The organism is Noviherbaspirillum sp. ST9 (assembly GCF_048799745.1).
Taxonomy (GTDB): domain Bacteria; phylum Pseudomonadota; class Gammaproteobacteria; order Burkholderiales; family Burkholderiaceae_D; genus Noviherbaspirillum.
This window is the reverse complement of sequence record NZ_JBLWFR010000006.1, coordinates 349,273-363,404: the sequence shown is the minus strand read 5'-3', so window position 1 is coordinate 363,404 and position 14,132 is coordinate 349,273. Positions and strand designations below refer to the sequence as shown.

Below are 14,132 nucleotides of genomic sequence, written 5' to 3'. Positions count from 1 at the left end.
CTCCTTGTTGTCCTGATCTTCTTTAACGTTTGCACATCATCACTTCAGGTCGTACTTGCCGTCCGAGAATGACTTCAGCGGCGGCAGGTCGTCGAATTCCGGCGCGCGCCCCTGCTGCTTGGCGAGGAAGGCTTCGACGAGGTTGCCGGTGCGCCAGATGCCCGACTGCAGCCAGCCCATCTGCTGCAGGGCGTCGTGGGTCGAGTGGTCGCGCGCGTAGTGAATCGCCTGCTTGCTTCCCCAGATCGCCACTGGCGGCTTCTGCGCGATCTCGCGCGCCATCTCCAATGCCGCTTCGACCATGTATTCCTGCGTGTCGAACACTTCATTGACGAGCCCGAGCGCCAGGGCACGCTGTGCCGGTAGGCGGCGTCCGGTATAGGCGAGCTCGTGCACAACGCCTTCCGGAATCAGCTTGGGCAGGCGCTGCAGCGTGCCGAGGTCAGCGGTCATGCCGATGTTGATTTCCTGGATGCAGAAGAACGCGTCCGCACTGGCGAGACGGATATCGCAGGCGCAGACCATGTCCACCCCGCCGCCGATGCATCCGCCCTGGATCGCCGCGATGACCGGCATGCGCAACTGCTCGATCAGGTTGAATGCCTGCTGCATGTCGGCCAGTTGCGGCGCAATGTTGGCGCGTCCGCCGGCGCTGCCGTCGTTGAGCGAAATGCCGGCGTCCGCACCGAACACGTCCAGCGCCATGCCGGCCGTGAAATGCTTGCCGGTGGAGGAAATGACGAGCGCGCGCGCGGGCGCGTCACGCTGCAGCATCTGCAGGATCTCGGTCAGTTCGCGCCACATCACCGGTTGCATGGTGTTCAGCGCGGCAGGACGGTTCAGCACCAGGTGGGCGACCTTGTCGGTGATGTCGAGTGTGAAGCACTGGTAAGTCATGGAGTCTCCTTGTCGTTGTTATTCAATCGGCTTCTGCCCTGTCTTCAGCGAGAGCAGGACCGCGTTGACCGCAGCGTCGAACAACTCGTCGGCGCGTTCTGTTTTCAGGTAATAGCCCTTCAGTTCGAGGCTGACCGCGCCGTGCATGGCAGCCCAGAGCAGGCGCGCGGCAGCGGTCGGGTTGGACTGGGGCAGGGCGCCGTTCTGCATGCAGGCCTCGCAGGTGTCAATCAGCACCGCCAGCGATTCCCAGGCCTGCTTGCGCGATTCCACCGGCGGAACGAAGCCGGCGATCGCGTCGCCGAACATCACCATGTAGTAGCTCGGATTGCGCCGCGCATACTGGTGATAGACGCGGGCGTGCAGGCGCAGCGGTGCGAGGCCGGCCATGTCGTCCTTGCGGGCGACGGCCTGCTCCGACGCGAGGCGGAACTCCTCCTTCAGGCGTGCAAAACCTTCGAGGTAAAGCTCGTTGGCCAGCCCGTCCTTGCCCCCGAAGAGGGAGTACAGGAGCGTGGTGGAGCAGTTGACCGCATCCGCCACGCGGCGCACGGTCATGGCGGCCGGGCCTTCCTCGGTCAACAGGCGTGTGGCGGCATCCAGCATGCCTTGGCGCAACGTGGCGCGCAGGTCTTCCTGTGCCTGGCGGAAATCGATCGGGGCTTTTTCTGCGGTGGATTTTCTGGACTTCATGCGCTTGACAAAAACATTGTTTTTTCTGATAACATCATAAACAGAATCCAGAAAAACGCAATGCCAAGTGCGATTGCGAATTAAAAAACCCGCGACGGAGACCCTCGCCGGCTCCGACAACACCAAAGGAGTTTTCATGAGCAACCCGCATTTGCCGCCCGTGCTGCAGAACCTCAGCCTGCCCGTCATCGCCTCGCCGATGTTTATCGCCAGCGGCCCGGCCCTCGTCAAGGCGCAGTGCAAGGCCGGTATCGTCGGTTCCTTTCCCGCCCTGAATGCCCGCCCGGCGGAACTGCTGGACACCTGGCTGACGGAAATCCAGGAAGAACTGGAGGCCTTCAAGCAGGCCAACCCCGGCGCCAAGGTCGGCCCCATCGCGGTCAACCAGATCGTGCACCAGTCCAACGACCGCCTCGAGCACGATGTCGCCGTGTGCGTGAAGCACCAGATTCCGATCATCATCTCCAGCCTGCGCGCGCCGCCGAAGGAAATGCTGGATGCCGTGCACAGCTATGGCGGCATCGTGATGCACGACGTCATTTCGATTCGCCATGCGGAGAAGGCGCTGGAAGCCGGCGTCGACGGCCTGATCCTGGTGGCGGCTGGCGCGGGTGGTCACGCGGGTGCGCTGTCGCCGTTCGCACTGGTGGGCGAGGTGCGCAAATTCTTCAAGGGACCGATCGCGCTGTCCGGTTCGATCGCCACCGGCGACGCCATCCTTTCCGCGCAGGCGATGGGCGCCGACTTCGCCTACATCGGTTCACGCTGGCTGGCGACGAAGGAGGCAAACGTCGATGACGCCTATCGCGAGGCAATCATCGAATCGACCGCTGCCGACGTGATCTACACCAACCTGTTCACCGGCGTGCATGGCAACTACCTGCGCAAGTCGATCGTCGCCGCGGGACTCGATCCGGACAACCTGCCGGTCGCCGACAAGTCGAAGATGAACTTCGGCTCCGGCGGCGGCAGCAAGGCCAAGGCATGGCGCGATATCTGGGGCGCCGGCCAGGGCGTCGGTTTGATGGACGCCGTGCTGACCGTGCCGGAAGTGATGGAAAAGCTGAAGGCGGAATACGCAGCCGCCCGCAAGCGGCTGGCGATGTAATGCATGTCGTGCGTCCGCGATGCCTATGCAGGCATCGCGAGGCGCACGCGCCGCACGCCGAAGAACTCCAGCTCCGCAAAGACCGCCACCACCACAGCCTGTCCGGCGACAAAGACCTGGCCCAGCAGCGTCGGCGTCACCCAGCCCGAGAACAGCAGGACGAAGCTGTCCATCACCCATAGCGCGTTCACGGCGATCACCGCCCACACCATCCGCCGCGACAGTTCCTTGCGTAATCCGGCATATCCTATAAAGGCAGCGACCGGGAACAGGACGAATCCGGCTTCGCGCAACAATACCGCCGACAATCCGAGCAGTGGGGCAAGTAAATCGGCACCGGCAACAAGCATCAGGCCCATCGCCAGTCCGGAGATGGCATCGGCAAGCAAGACGCGGCGCAGGAAACCGGGGGATTGGAAGTTCAGCATGGCAAGCTCCTCAAGGTGGATTGGACAATCCGGCATCGGGCCGGTGAGGTCATCTTTGTCCAACCGGGGGAGCAAGTCGATTACGTCCCAGGTAATGGGAACGAATGCCGCTCTTCCGCTATCATCGTCTCCATGATGCATGCCGCCCGACCTGTCGGAGACTTCCTGCGCGAATGGCGCCAGCGCCGCCGCATGAGCCAGCTCGACCTTGCGCTCGAAGCCGAGATCTCCACCCGCCACCTGAGCTTCATGGAAACCGGCCGCGCCGCGCCCAGCCGCGAGATGGTGCTGCGCCTCGCGGAGCGGCTCGACATCCCGCTGCGCGAGCGCAATGCGCTGCTGGTCGCCGCCGGGTTCGCGCCGCTGTTCCCCGAGCGCAGTCTCGACGACCCCGTGCTGCAACCTGCGCGCCGTGCGATGGAATTGGTGCTTGCCGGGCATGAACCCTATCCCGCGCTTGCGGTCGACCGCCACTGGAACCTGGTCGCGTACAACAAGGCGGTTCCCTTCTTCCTCGCCAGCGTCGACCCGTCGCTGCTCACGTCACCGGTCAACGTGCTGCGGCTGAGCCTGCATCCGCAGGGCTTTGCACCGCGTATCGCGAACTACTGGGAATGGCGCACGCACCTGTTCGAACGCCTGCGCCAGCAAATCGGCATCTCCGCGGATCCGGACCTGGTGGAACTGCTCAAGGAATTGTCCGCGTATCCGCCGCCGGCCGATGCGAAGCCACACCATGGCGGCAATGAGTATGCGGGCGTGGTGGTGCCGCTGCAGTTCATCACCGACGGCGGCGTCATGTCCTTCATCAGCACCGTGACGGTGTTCGGCACACCTATCGATGTGACGCTGTCGGAACTCGCGCTGGAAACGTTTTTCCCGGCCGATGCGGCAACGGCAGAGGCGCTCAGGAAGCTGACTTAGGAAAGCAGCCTCGCCACCTCTTCACGCGGAAGCGGCACGCTGCAATAGAAGCCCTGCAGCTGGTCGCAGCGCAGCAGCTTGAGGAGCTTGGCCTGCTCGCCGTCGTCCACGCCCTCGGCGATCACGCCGAGCTGCAGCGAATGGGCGAGCGAGATGACGGAGCTGACAATTGCCAGCCCGGACGGACTCTGGTTCATGTCGACCACGAAGGAGCGATCGATCTTGAGCAGGTCGATCGGCAGGCGCGTCAGGTAGCTGAGCGACGAATAGCCGGTGCCGAAATCGTCGATCGCGACCTTCATGCCCATGTCGCGCGCCGCCTGGAGCTTGGCAATGTTCTGCTCGAGATCTTCCATCAGGATGCTCTCGGTGATCTCCAGGTCGAGAACGCGTTCGCCGGCCGGAATCTGCGCGCCAACACTGGTCAGTCCATCGACGAAGTCGCGGTGACGCAACTGGACGACCGACAGGTTGACTGCGATCGGCACCGGCGCCAGTCCCTGCTTCTGCCAGTCGCGGTAATCCGACAAGGCACGCTCCATGATCCAGCGGCCGACCGGCAGGATCATGCCGGTCTCTTCCAGGATAGGGATGAAGGAGGACGGCAGCGTCAGGCCGGCATCGGGGTCATTCCAGCGCAGCAACGACTCCAGTCCAACCACGTCGCCGTTCACGGTGTTGAACTTCGGCTGATAGTACAGCGTGAATTCGTCGCGCTCCAGCGCGCGGTACAGGCGGTTTTCCAGCGTGAGGCGGCGGGCGACGCTGGCGTTCATCTCGCGGCGGTAGAAGAGATAGGAGTCAGCGGATTTCTGCGCCTTGCGCAGGGCGATCTCCGCATTCTTGACCAGCGTGTCGCCGTCCTCGCCGTCACCCGGGTACAGCGTGATTCCGGCCTTCACGGCGACATACAGTTCGTTGCCGTCGATCTGGAAAGCCGGCCCGAAGCAACCGTCCAGCAAGCGTTCCAGGACATGGGCGGCATTCGCCGCCCCGCGGATGTCGGCGAGCATGATGGCAAACACGTCGATGCCGAAATGGGCCAACGTGTCGTGCGAGGAAATCTTGGTATCCAGCCGGTCGGCAATCTCCTGCAGCAAGGCGTCCCCGACATGGCGGCCGAAGGTGTCGTTGACGTTCGAGAAGCGCACGATATCGACCAGCAGCACCGCGAGGACCTGCCCCTCGTGCCGCGCGATTTCGACCTGGCGGCGCAGGCGGTCATAGAACAGGTCGCGGTTGGGTTTGCCCGTCAGCGAGTTGTAGTACGCGAGATAGTTGATCTTTTCTTCGTTGACGATGTGGTTGAGCGCATACGAAATGTCGTCCGCGAGTTCGTTCAGCAGTTTCATTTCCTCACGGTCGAAGAAGCGGAGTTCGGCGGAATACAGACAGAGCACACCAACCGCCTTCCCCGCCGCGCAAAGCGGGAGGACAGCGAAGGAACGCAAGCCGTTCTGCAGACATTCTTCGCGGTAGCGCAGCCGGCGCGCCTTTGCGATGTCGTTGTAGACAATCGGCTTGCCGCAACGCAGGACCCGCATGACGAGGGCCTGTTCCTCCAGCGCCTTGTTCGTGATTACGCCCGAGGCGGCCTGCTCCTTCAGCCCCATCGAACGGGTAATGCAGGACACGGACACCCCGCGGCTGTTGCCGAAACCGACCCAGGCCATGCGGAAGTTGCCTTGCTCGACCGAGATCCTGCACACTTCGCGCATCAGCGCATTGCGTTCGGTAATCCGCACGATGGCCGCATTCGTCGCACTCATGAGTGCCTGGATCCGGCTGAGGCGGGCAATTTTCTTTTCCTGGTTCTTGCGCTCGGTGATCACCTCCGTGAACATGATGATGCCGCCGATCTCGCCCTGCGCCGTATACCAGGGATGAATCTCCCAGCGCACCGAATCAAGCGTGCCGTCCGCGCGCGTGAACTGCGCCTCGTCGCGCTTGTCGATGGCACCGGCAAGGCAACGGTCGTAAATATCGCGCCAGGCCGCCGGCGTTTCCGGAAAGACGTCGTAATGCGACAGGCCGATAATGTCCCTGTCGCCGAGTCGATAGTCGGCATGCCAGCGCGGGCTCACGAGCAGGTAGCGCATTTCCTTGTCCAGCATTGCCACCGCGGCGGGATTGTGCTTGATGAAGAGACGCATCCGCTCTTCGCTCTGGTGCAGCGCGTCCGCATGGTGCTTGAGCACCTCGTTCATTTCCCGCAGTTGCGCCACCGACTCCACGTATCCGCGATGCATCATCTCGAACGGGGCCATCGCCTGGTCGAGAAATTCCGCGGCGCGCGTCAGGAAAGAGGCGGTCTCATGCTCGGACGCCGGGCGCGTCTCGGCGGCGAATCCGAGCAGCGTGTCGTGATGTGCGCCATGCAGGTCAAGGATGCTGAGGCGGCTGACGGCGGCCTTGCGCCCGAGTTCATAGGCATGCTGCAACGCGCCTTCGTCGGAACGGCCGTGGAGGTAATCGAGAAGTGCCGTGCCGTACTCGAAATGAAAGGACGGCATGAAGCCCGTGGACACCGGGTCGTCCACGGTGCGCAAATCTGGCGACGCGCCAGCATTGTCATGCGGAATTACGGGGCGCCACAGGTCGACGCCCTGCTTCCGTTTGTCCATTGCACCCCCAGTATCAAGGCATCGTCCGTATTCTTCGCGTGCTGCGCAAATATATGATTGATGAGTTGCCGTGGTTGTTCCATGCGATCGACTTCGCGCAGGAAATTGCTGGCAATGCCGTCGGTCGCGAGCAGCAACAGATCTCCTGGAAAAACGGCCAGCGTGGCAGGATTCAGGGGTGGCAGGCGGTCGCCGACGATGCCGCCGCGCGGCAGGATTGCGATCGACTTGCCGCGCGGCTTGCTGCTCCGCCGCAGCACCGCTTCCACATTGCCCACGGCCAGCCAGGTCATGGACTCGCTGCTCGCCTCAAAGGAAGCCAGGGTGACCACGGCTCCGCGCGTTTTTCTCAGGGCCTCATGGCAACGCTGCATCAGGACCTGGACGGGATCATCCGGCTGTGCGGCAAGCGTGGCCACAGCCTGCTTCGCCGCCAGGCTCGCCAGGTCGCCATGCCCGAGACCATCGACGACCGCGACCAGGACGCCGCCGGGATAATGCGCGACCAGGAATTGATCGCCCGACTCGTTCTGCCCCGGAATCGGCCGTTCTGCAACCCAGTAATTCACCAACGGCTCCGATGCGGGGGCGGTCATCGCTCATCGCTCCCACTTCTTCATGGTGATGACCGTGCCCTTGCCGACCTCGGACACGATGTCGAATTCGTCCATCAGGCGCTTGGCGCCCGGGAGGCCAATCCCGAGCCCGCGTGAGGTCGTGTACCCGTCCTGCATCGCCAGCTTGAGATCGGGGATGCCCGGGCCCTCATCGCTGGCGACGATCAGCAGGCCGCGCTTGAGTCCGTTGCGAATGAGCTTCAGGTGCATGCTTCCCGATTTCGCATACAGCACCGTATTGCGCGCGATTTCGGAAATCGCCGTGGCAATGATCGTGCGTTCGCTGTTGGAGAAATGCAATGAAGACGCAAGCTCCTTGCCAAATTTGCGCGCCTTCAGCACATCGACATCGCTGCGCAGCGGCATGACCGTGTCTTCATTGCTTGGTTGCAGCATGCTTCTGCCCCTCGCGCCTTCGCAGCATGCACAATCCGTCCTCCAGGTCCATCGCCACCACGATACCTTCCAGCGTCAGTCCCAGTTGCACCATCGACAGCGCAACGTCGGGCTGGATGCCGACGACGACGGTCTCAGCCCCCAGCAGCTTGGTCATGTGCGCGATAGAGCGCAGCGTGCGCGCGGCAAACGAATCCATGATATCGAGCACGGTTACGTCGATCAGCACCGCGCGCGAACGGAACTGCCGCACCTTGTTGACCAGCTGGTCGCGCAGCAGCACAAGCTCTTCATCGCTGAGTTCGTCCTGGATCGACGCGATGAGGAAATGCTCCTGCTTGAGGATGGGTACCGGCATGGCGCGCCCTTATTCATTCCTGAAATCAAGGTCACGCTCGGGGTCGACACGCACCATCTTGTATCCGCTTATCTTTTCCGCCAGCTCCAGTCCGCTTTGCATGTCGCCCACGGTTTCGATCCTGCCCAGGTCGATGCCCAGCGTGACCATGGTCAGGGCAATCTCCGGCGACACGCCGGAGACGATCACTTTTGAACCCATCAGGCGCGCCGCCTCGACCGTCTGCACGAGATGGCTTGCCACGCGCGAGTCCACATAGGGCACGCCAGTGATGTCGACCACCACCACCTTCGCACGCGTGTCACGAATCGAATGCAGCAGTTGTTCGGTCAACTGGCTGGCGCGGAAGGAGTCGATCATGCCGATCACCGGCAGCAACAGGATGCCTTCGCGGAAGGGCAGCACCGGCGTCGACAATTCCTTGATCGCGTCCTGCTGCTGGCCGATCGTCCGTTCCCGTGAGCTGATATAGGTATCGATCGCCAGGCCGATGTCGAGGAAGGTCAGCTTCATCAGCGAGACGAAGATGTCGATGGCGCGCTGGGGCTCGTCCTGGTAGGTTTCATTCAGGCGGTTGAACACGGAGCGCAGGTAGAAGTTGTACATCCCCAGGTAAGCCTTGATGGGCAACGAGATACGCTCATGTGCGCTGCCCACCCGCAGGCGGTTCTCGATGTAGTCCGGCCCGTAATTGCCTTCCGTCAAGCGAAGGAAATAATTCTTCTGCGCATTCTTTACGCGTGCGAGCACCTCCGGGTCGCTGAGGAATACACGCGTTTCCTCGAAGGAAAGCAGATGACGGTAAAACTCCTCGATCACTTCATCGGCATAACGGTCGGCAAGGCCGCCGATGCTCTTCAGGCGCTCCGCGTCGTCGTCGTGAAACTGCAGGAATCGCTTGCGGCTATCGATTTCTTCCGCATCGATATTCAAGGTATTCAATAGGCTCGAACGCTCTTTCCTGTGCTTGGCTGGCGCATCCATGAGTATGTCTCGACTCCGTTCTTGTTAGGAATTAGCCTGAAGCGGGAGGATGGACAGCGTTATTGCTGTAAGGATCCACCTGTTCGCCTGCCTCGACCGCTGATGCGACGATCGCACATCCTGCGCATTCTCCGGGAGCATGGAAGCCGGCAAGCTATGCTGGAAGCTCGATTTTTGACACCATGCCGGGCTGCATAGTTTCCGGGACGATTGCGCTTCGTTCGTTGCTCTGAGCGAGCGCAATTCAATACGTGATTTCCGAATCCGTACTATTCCCAATGGTTTGGAGAAACCTGCGGCGCTACTATCGACGCGTGTCTCTTCTCCATCACCATCGGTATGGGGTTTCAGCCGCCGGCCCGTGCCGGCGGCTTTTTTTTGCTGGAACGCTTCAGGAACGTGCGCGGTATGCGGACAGGAATTGCTCGAACGCCTGCCCATCGACCGGCCGGGAGAACAGGTAGCCCTGGCCGAAATCGCATTTACTCTGGAGCAGCAGCTGGCGCTGCTCTTCGGTTTCCACACCTTCGGCAATTACCTTGATCCCCAGCTTGTGCGCCATGACGATGATGGCCTCGCACAAGGCAAGGTCGTCCGACCCCGGTGCCAGGTTGCGGACGAAGGCCTGGTCGATCTTGAGGTAATCGATGTCGAATTTTTTCAGGTAGGCAAGCGAGGAGTAACCGGTGCCGAAATCGTCGAGCGCCACCTGCACGCCATGGTCGCGGAACTGCAGCAACTGTTCACTCACGGAGGCCGAGGCATCCATGAGCAGGCCTTCCGTGATCTCCACGGCCACGCTCTGTCCGGGAAGGTGCAGCGTGCCGAGGAATTCCAGCCAGGCCTTCATGTCGAGCCCCTCGTTCTGGAACTGCACTGGCGAGACGTTGACGCTGATCTGGAAGTTCGGGTGGAATGCCTTGCGCCATCGGGCCGTCTGGCGCGCCGCTTCCCGAAACATCCACTCGCCGAGGTCGACGATCATGCCGGTTTCTTCCGCCAGCGGAATGAATTCCGCCGGGCTGACCGGGCCGCGCACCGGATGCAGCCATCGCACCAGCGCCTCCGCCTTGCGGACTTCGCCGCTGGCCAGGTCGACGATGGGCTGGTAATGCACGCAGAACTGCTTTTCGTTGAGCGCCGCCCGCAGGTCGCTCACCAGCCGCTTGCGCGCCTGCGCCGCCTGCTGCATCGAGGCGGTGAAGTAGCTGTAGCGGTTGCGGCCCTGGGCCTTGGCGGCATACATCGCCTGGTCGGCATTCTTGAGCAGCGTGTCGATTTCGGTGCCGTCGTCGGGATAGAAGGTGATGCCGATGCTGGCGGAGATATAGACCTGCTCGGTGCCGAGCTGGAAGGGTTCGGCGAGCGTCTGCAGGATGCTGTGCACGGCCCGTTCAACGTTGGCGGTGTCGCACAGCTCGCCGAGGATCACGGTGAACTCGTCGCCGCCCAGTCGCGCCACGGTGTCGGAGTCCCGCACGCAGGCGCTCACGCGTTCCGCCGCCACCTGCAATAGCCGGTCGCCCATGCCGTGCCCCAGCGTGTCGTTGACTTCCTTGAAGTAGTCGAGGTCGAGGAACAGCAGCGCGAATTGCTGTTCGGCACGGTGCGCCTTCTTGATCGACTGTTCCAGCCGGTCATGGAACATGCTGCGGTTGGGCAGTCCGGTCAGCGCGTCGAAATTCGCCTGACGCCAGATCAGTTCATCGGTCTCGCGCTTGCGCGTGATGTCCGAGAACAGTCCGACGCGGCACTGCACGCTGCCGTCGGGGTTGTAGATGGTGTTCACCGACAGCCAGCGCAGGAAATCCGTGCCGTCCTTGCGGCGCGCCCACAGTTCGCCCTGCCAGCGTCCGCCGGTGGCGAGCGCCGACCAGAGGCTGGCATAGGCTTCCGGCTTCTCGCGCTCGGAATTGAGCAACCGGATGTTCCGGCCCACGACGTCGTCCGGCTGGTAGCCGGTGATCTCGGTGAAGGCCGGATTGATGTTGATGATGTCGCCGTTGCCGTCCACCACCGACATCGCTTCGCTGCTGTTCTGGTAGACCATGGACGCCAGCTGCAGCGAATCTTCCGCCTGCTTGCGCTTGGTGACGTCGAACACGATCGAGAACAGCAGGGACTTGCCTTTGAATTCGATCGCGGAGGAATGCACTTCGACCGTGCGCACGTCGCCGCTGGCCAGGCGATGGTAGAAGATAAAGTAGTTGCGCTGCTCATGCAGTGCGCGCCGCATTTCCTCGCGCACTTCGTTCTCGGGCTGGATGTTGATCTCGCTGACCTTCATCCCGCGCAGCACGCTCTCGTCGTATTGATAGAACGCGGCGGCGGCGAGGTTGGCATCGGCAATGACGCCCGTCGCCGGATCGATCAGCAGCATGATCGAACTGTGCTTGTGAAACAGCTTTCGAAACAGATCCTCGCTGGCGTCGGAGGCCGCGAGTCTTGTCAAAAGATTATCCAGCATGGGTGTTGCCGGCGGCGAGAATGTTGATTCAAGGCATCAGTAGAGCATATTTATCCTCGTCTGTCTGGCATTTCGCAGGAGAAACGCAAAACGCGCGGCGAACGCAACACCGGACGCGGAAGGCGGCCCCTTCCGTCGCCCGGTGTTGGTCCTACAGGCATTCAGGCGGGGCGGACATCGCTGATGGTGCGCATCCCGGTGAGCCCGAACGTCGCGGCCACAATGATCACCAGCAAGGCGCCGCAACCGGCAAACAATTGCGGCAGCGTGATCTCGCGCATGAGCAAGCCGGTCAGCGCCGAAGACAGTGGCGCAATGCCCAGGAAGATGAACATGAACAGCGCCATGGTCCTGCCCAGCAGGGCGGGGGCGGCGGCCTGCTGCAGCCAGGTGTACACCTTGACCTGCACGATGCCGCTCAGCATACCGATGACCAGCAGCAGCAGGCCGGCCTGCCACGTTGCCGCCATTCCGCCAAGCGGCATGAACAGAAAACCGATCACGCCATCGATCACCAGCAGCGTCGTGCCGAAACTGCCGAAACGCAGGTTGGGGCGAAGTCCGTTGACGACCATCCCGAGCAGCGTTCCCGCTCCGTGTGCGCCAGCCAGCAGGCCGAGTGCCGCGGCGCTGTCGCCCAGGTGGTCGGCCAGCACCGGCACCGCGACGTGCACCGGCCCGGTGATGAACAGGGCAATCGCGGCCCAGTAGGCAAAGCAGGTACGCAGGTTGCGGTTGTTCCAGCAATACGACAAGCCATCGGCGACGGACTTCCAGACCGACGCCGGGTGAGCCGGTGCGGCGTCCTGGCGGGGGCGCACGGCGACACGGGACAGCGTCCAGGCGGAGAGCGCAAAGCTGAACGCGTCCAGTCCGAATGCCACACCCAGTCCTTGTGCGTCTTCGACCGCGCCGGCCTTCCCGCCGAACAGGGCGATCAGTCCGCCGGCGAGCAGCGGTCCGAGGAAGAACGACAGCTGGCGCAAGCCCATCATCATGCCGTTGGCGCGCTGCAGGTGCTCGCGCGCCACGACATGCGGCATGATGGACGTGGCGGCGGGAATGCTGAACGCGGTCGACAGGCCGATGGCGAACGCCAGCCCGTACACCATCGGCAGGCTGAGACGGCCGGTGAAGACGAGCGCGGCAAGCACGGCAAGCAGCACGGTGTTGATGACTTTGGTCAGCATCAGCACTTGCCTCGGAGAGTGACGGTCGACCAGGGCGCCGCCAACCAGGATGAAGAGCGCGCGCGGGATGCTGGTGACCGCGAGCACCGTGCCGAGCACCAGCGGATCGCCGGTCATTTTCAGGACCAGCCATGGCAGCGCGATCAGCGTGAACTGGTCGCCGATCATGGAGATCAGCGAGCCGGCCGACAGCCAGGCGAAATTGCGATCGCGCAAGAGCGGCGTGCCGCGTGGGGAGTGATGGTCGTTCATGATTTTTCCTTGATCGTGTTTGCCCTGCCGCGCGCCGCGAGAAGGTGGGTGATGCCGGCATCGAGGAAGGCAAGCATCGCGGGGTGGATGCCGGTTCCCACGAGGAGGTCGGGTTCGTTCAGGTGCGCGGCCTGCACCTTCCTGTGCACCTCCGGGTCGTCGCCCCATACGGCAACGCTCGCATCCAGCCAGCGGGCACAGGCATCCTGCCCCTGCGGGCTGCGCGGATCGGTATCGCGCTCCATCAGCGACGCCAGTTCCGCCGCGAGGTCGAGGAAGCGCAGCCGGTGCTCCATGAAATTGGCGCGCATCGGACGCATCTCCGCTTCGCTGAGGTATTTGCTGTAAACCTTCATGCGATAGGCGACCGATGCCCTTGCCATGTAATCGATCAGCTCGCCGTCCACGCCGGTCAGCGCCTGCGCAACGGGCTCGTTGCGATGGAGCGCGTCGAGTTTGAGGATCAGGCGCGCGTCGCCATCCATGCGGCGATGCGCGAGCGCCATCCAGGGGGTCGACAGCGCCTGCACTTCTTCACTTTCCGGCGGGACATTGTTGTCGAGCAAGGAGCGGATGCGCGCGACGAGGGCCATCGATTCGGTTTGAAACGCGCTGTTTTCCTTCGCCTTCAGCGCGCGCAGCTTTGCCACCTCGTCGCCGGTGAAATACTTGTCGTACATCGCCATCATCTCCAGCGTGACGAGCCAGTCGGGCAGGTCGGGTTCGACGTTATGCGCGATGCGTTCCAGCAGGAGCTTCAGGCGGTCGCGCAGCTGGATCGTGCGCTCGGCCTGGCGGTCGAGCAGCGCGATCTGCTGTTCGATCACCTGTTGCAGGCCGGCGCTGTCGTTTTCCAGCAGCGAGGCAATCTCGGCCAGCGACAGGTCCATGCGGCGCAGGGCCTGGATGCGGTGCAGGCGCTCGATGTCGTTGCGGTTGTAGAGACGGTAGCCGGCATCCGAGCGCGCGGACGGCCGCAGCAACCCGACGTCGTCGTAATGGTGCAGCGTGCGGACGGTCAGGCCGGTGCGCTTCGCGAGTTCGCCGATTTTCAGCAGCATGGAAAATGTCCCCTTCTTGAATACAGGACGTACTGTAAAGCCTGACGCTGCGTGAGGGTCAAGGGCGGGCAACAGTGGCGTGGCCATGCTTTCTCCCGAAATACAACACTCTTGCCCATGCGCCTCCTTGCGC

Annotated in this window: 13 protein-coding genes; 2 read left to right on the top strand and 11 right to left on the bottom strand. The window is 62.7% G+C overall.

Going from position 1 to position 14,132, the window contains the following annotated elements; all coding sequences use genetic code 11:
* Positions 1-39: 39 nt before the first annotated feature.
* Positions 40-897, bottom strand: coding sequence for an enoyl-CoA hydratase-related protein (locus tag ACNOHI_RS16025; protein WP_420475681.1), 858 nt, complete (start codon positions 895-897; stop codon positions 40-42).
* An 18-nt stretch (positions 898-915) separates the two neighbouring features.
* Entirely contained in the window at positions 916-1,590 is a 675-nt protein-coding gene (locus ACNOHI_RS16020; protein ID WP_420475680.1) for a TetR/AcrR family transcriptional regulator, read from the bottom strand.
* A gap of 136 nt (positions 1,591-1,726) precedes the next feature.
* Between ACNOHI_RS16020 and ACNOHI_RS16015 the strand changes: the two genes are divergently transcribed.
* A complete protein-coding gene (locus ACNOHI_RS16015; protein ID WP_420475679.1) occupies positions 1,727-2,698 on the top strand; it encodes an NAD(P)H-dependent flavin oxidoreductase in 972 nt (323 codons plus the stop codon).
* A gap of 23 nt (positions 2,699-2,721) precedes the next feature.
* On the opposite strand, the gene ACNOHI_RS16010 is transcribed toward ACNOHI_RS16015, so the two are convergent.
* Positions 2,722-3,126 (bottom strand): hypothetical protein, encoded by a 405-nt coding sequence (locus tag ACNOHI_RS16010; RefSeq protein ID WP_420475678.1) that lies wholly within the window; start codon positions 3,124-3,126, stop codon positions 2,722-2,724.
* 132 nt (positions 3,127-3,258) lie between these two features.
* Here ACNOHI_RS16010 and ACNOHI_RS16005 point away from each other — a divergent pair, with 132 nt between their 5' ends.
* Complete coding sequence (locus ACNOHI_RS16005) at positions 3,259-4,050, top strand: helix-turn-helix domain-containing protein (protein ID WP_420475792.1); 792 nt, start codon at positions 3,259-3,261, stop codon at positions 4,048-4,050.
* Here the strand turns inward: ACNOHI_RS16005 and ACNOHI_RS16000 are convergent.
* The 8 genes from ACNOHI_RS16000 to ACNOHI_RS15965 all read right to left on the bottom strand — a co-directional run bounded on the left by ACNOHI_RS16000 (position 4,047) and on the right by ACNOHI_RS15965 (position 13,999).
* Positions 4,047-6,674 carry an EAL domain-containing protein gene (locus ACNOHI_RS16000; RefSeq protein WP_420475677.1) on the bottom strand — a complete coding sequence of 876 codons (2,628 nt, stop codon included), beginning with the start codon at positions 6,672-6,674 and terminating at the stop codon, positions 4,047-4,049. The two genes, ACNOHI_RS16005 and ACNOHI_RS16000, sit on opposite strands and share 4 nt — an antisense overlap.
* Complete coding sequence (locus ACNOHI_RS15995; protein WP_420475676.1) at positions 6,632-7,270, bottom strand: SpoIIE family protein phosphatase; 639 nt, start codon at positions 7,268-7,270, stop codon at positions 6,632-6,634. Before ACNOHI_RS15995 ends, ACNOHI_RS16000 begins: the two co-directional genes overlap by 43 nt.
* 3 nt (positions 7,271-7,273) lie before the next feature.
* The gene (locus tag ACNOHI_RS15990) at positions 7,274-7,687 is read right to left on the bottom strand and encodes an anti-sigma regulatory factor (protein ID WP_420475675.1); all 414 of its coding nucleotides are present in this window, start codon (positions 7,685-7,687) and stop codon (positions 7,274-7,276) included.
* Positions 7,668-8,045, bottom strand: coding sequence for an STAS domain-containing protein (locus ACNOHI_RS15985; RefSeq protein WP_420475674.1), 378 nt, complete (start codon positions 8,043-8,045; stop codon positions 7,668-7,670). Before ACNOHI_RS15985 ends, ACNOHI_RS15990 begins: the two co-directional genes overlap by 20 nt.
* A gap of 9 nt (positions 8,046-8,054) precedes the next feature.
* Positions 8,055-8,987 carry a protoglobin domain-containing protein gene (locus ACNOHI_RS15980; RefSeq protein ID WP_420475673.1) on the bottom strand — a complete coding sequence of 311 codons (933 nt, stop codon included), beginning with the start codon at positions 8,985-8,987 and terminating at the stop codon, positions 8,055-8,057.
* Positions 8,988-9,420: 433 nt separating this feature from the next.
* The gene (locus ACNOHI_RS15975; RefSeq protein ID WP_420475672.1) at positions 9,421-11,481 is read right to left on the bottom strand and encodes a putative bifunctional diguanylate cyclase/phosphodiesterase; all 2,061 of its coding nucleotides are present in this window, start codon (positions 11,479-11,481) and stop codon (positions 9,421-9,423) included.
* A 176-nt stretch (positions 11,482-11,657) separates the two neighbouring features.
* Positions 11,658-12,938: an MFS transporter gene (locus ACNOHI_RS15970; protein WP_420475671.1), complete on the bottom strand. Its 1,281-nt coding sequence runs from the start codon at positions 12,936-12,938 to the stop codon at positions 11,658-11,660.
* On the bottom strand, positions 12,935-13,999 hold the full coding sequence (locus tag ACNOHI_RS15965; RefSeq protein ID WP_420475670.1) for a MerR family transcriptional regulator: 1,065 nt from the start codon (positions 13,997-13,999) through the stop codon (positions 12,935-12,937). Before ACNOHI_RS15965 ends, ACNOHI_RS15970 begins: the two co-directional genes overlap by 4 nt.
* Positions 14,000-14,132: the final 133 nt, after the last annotated feature.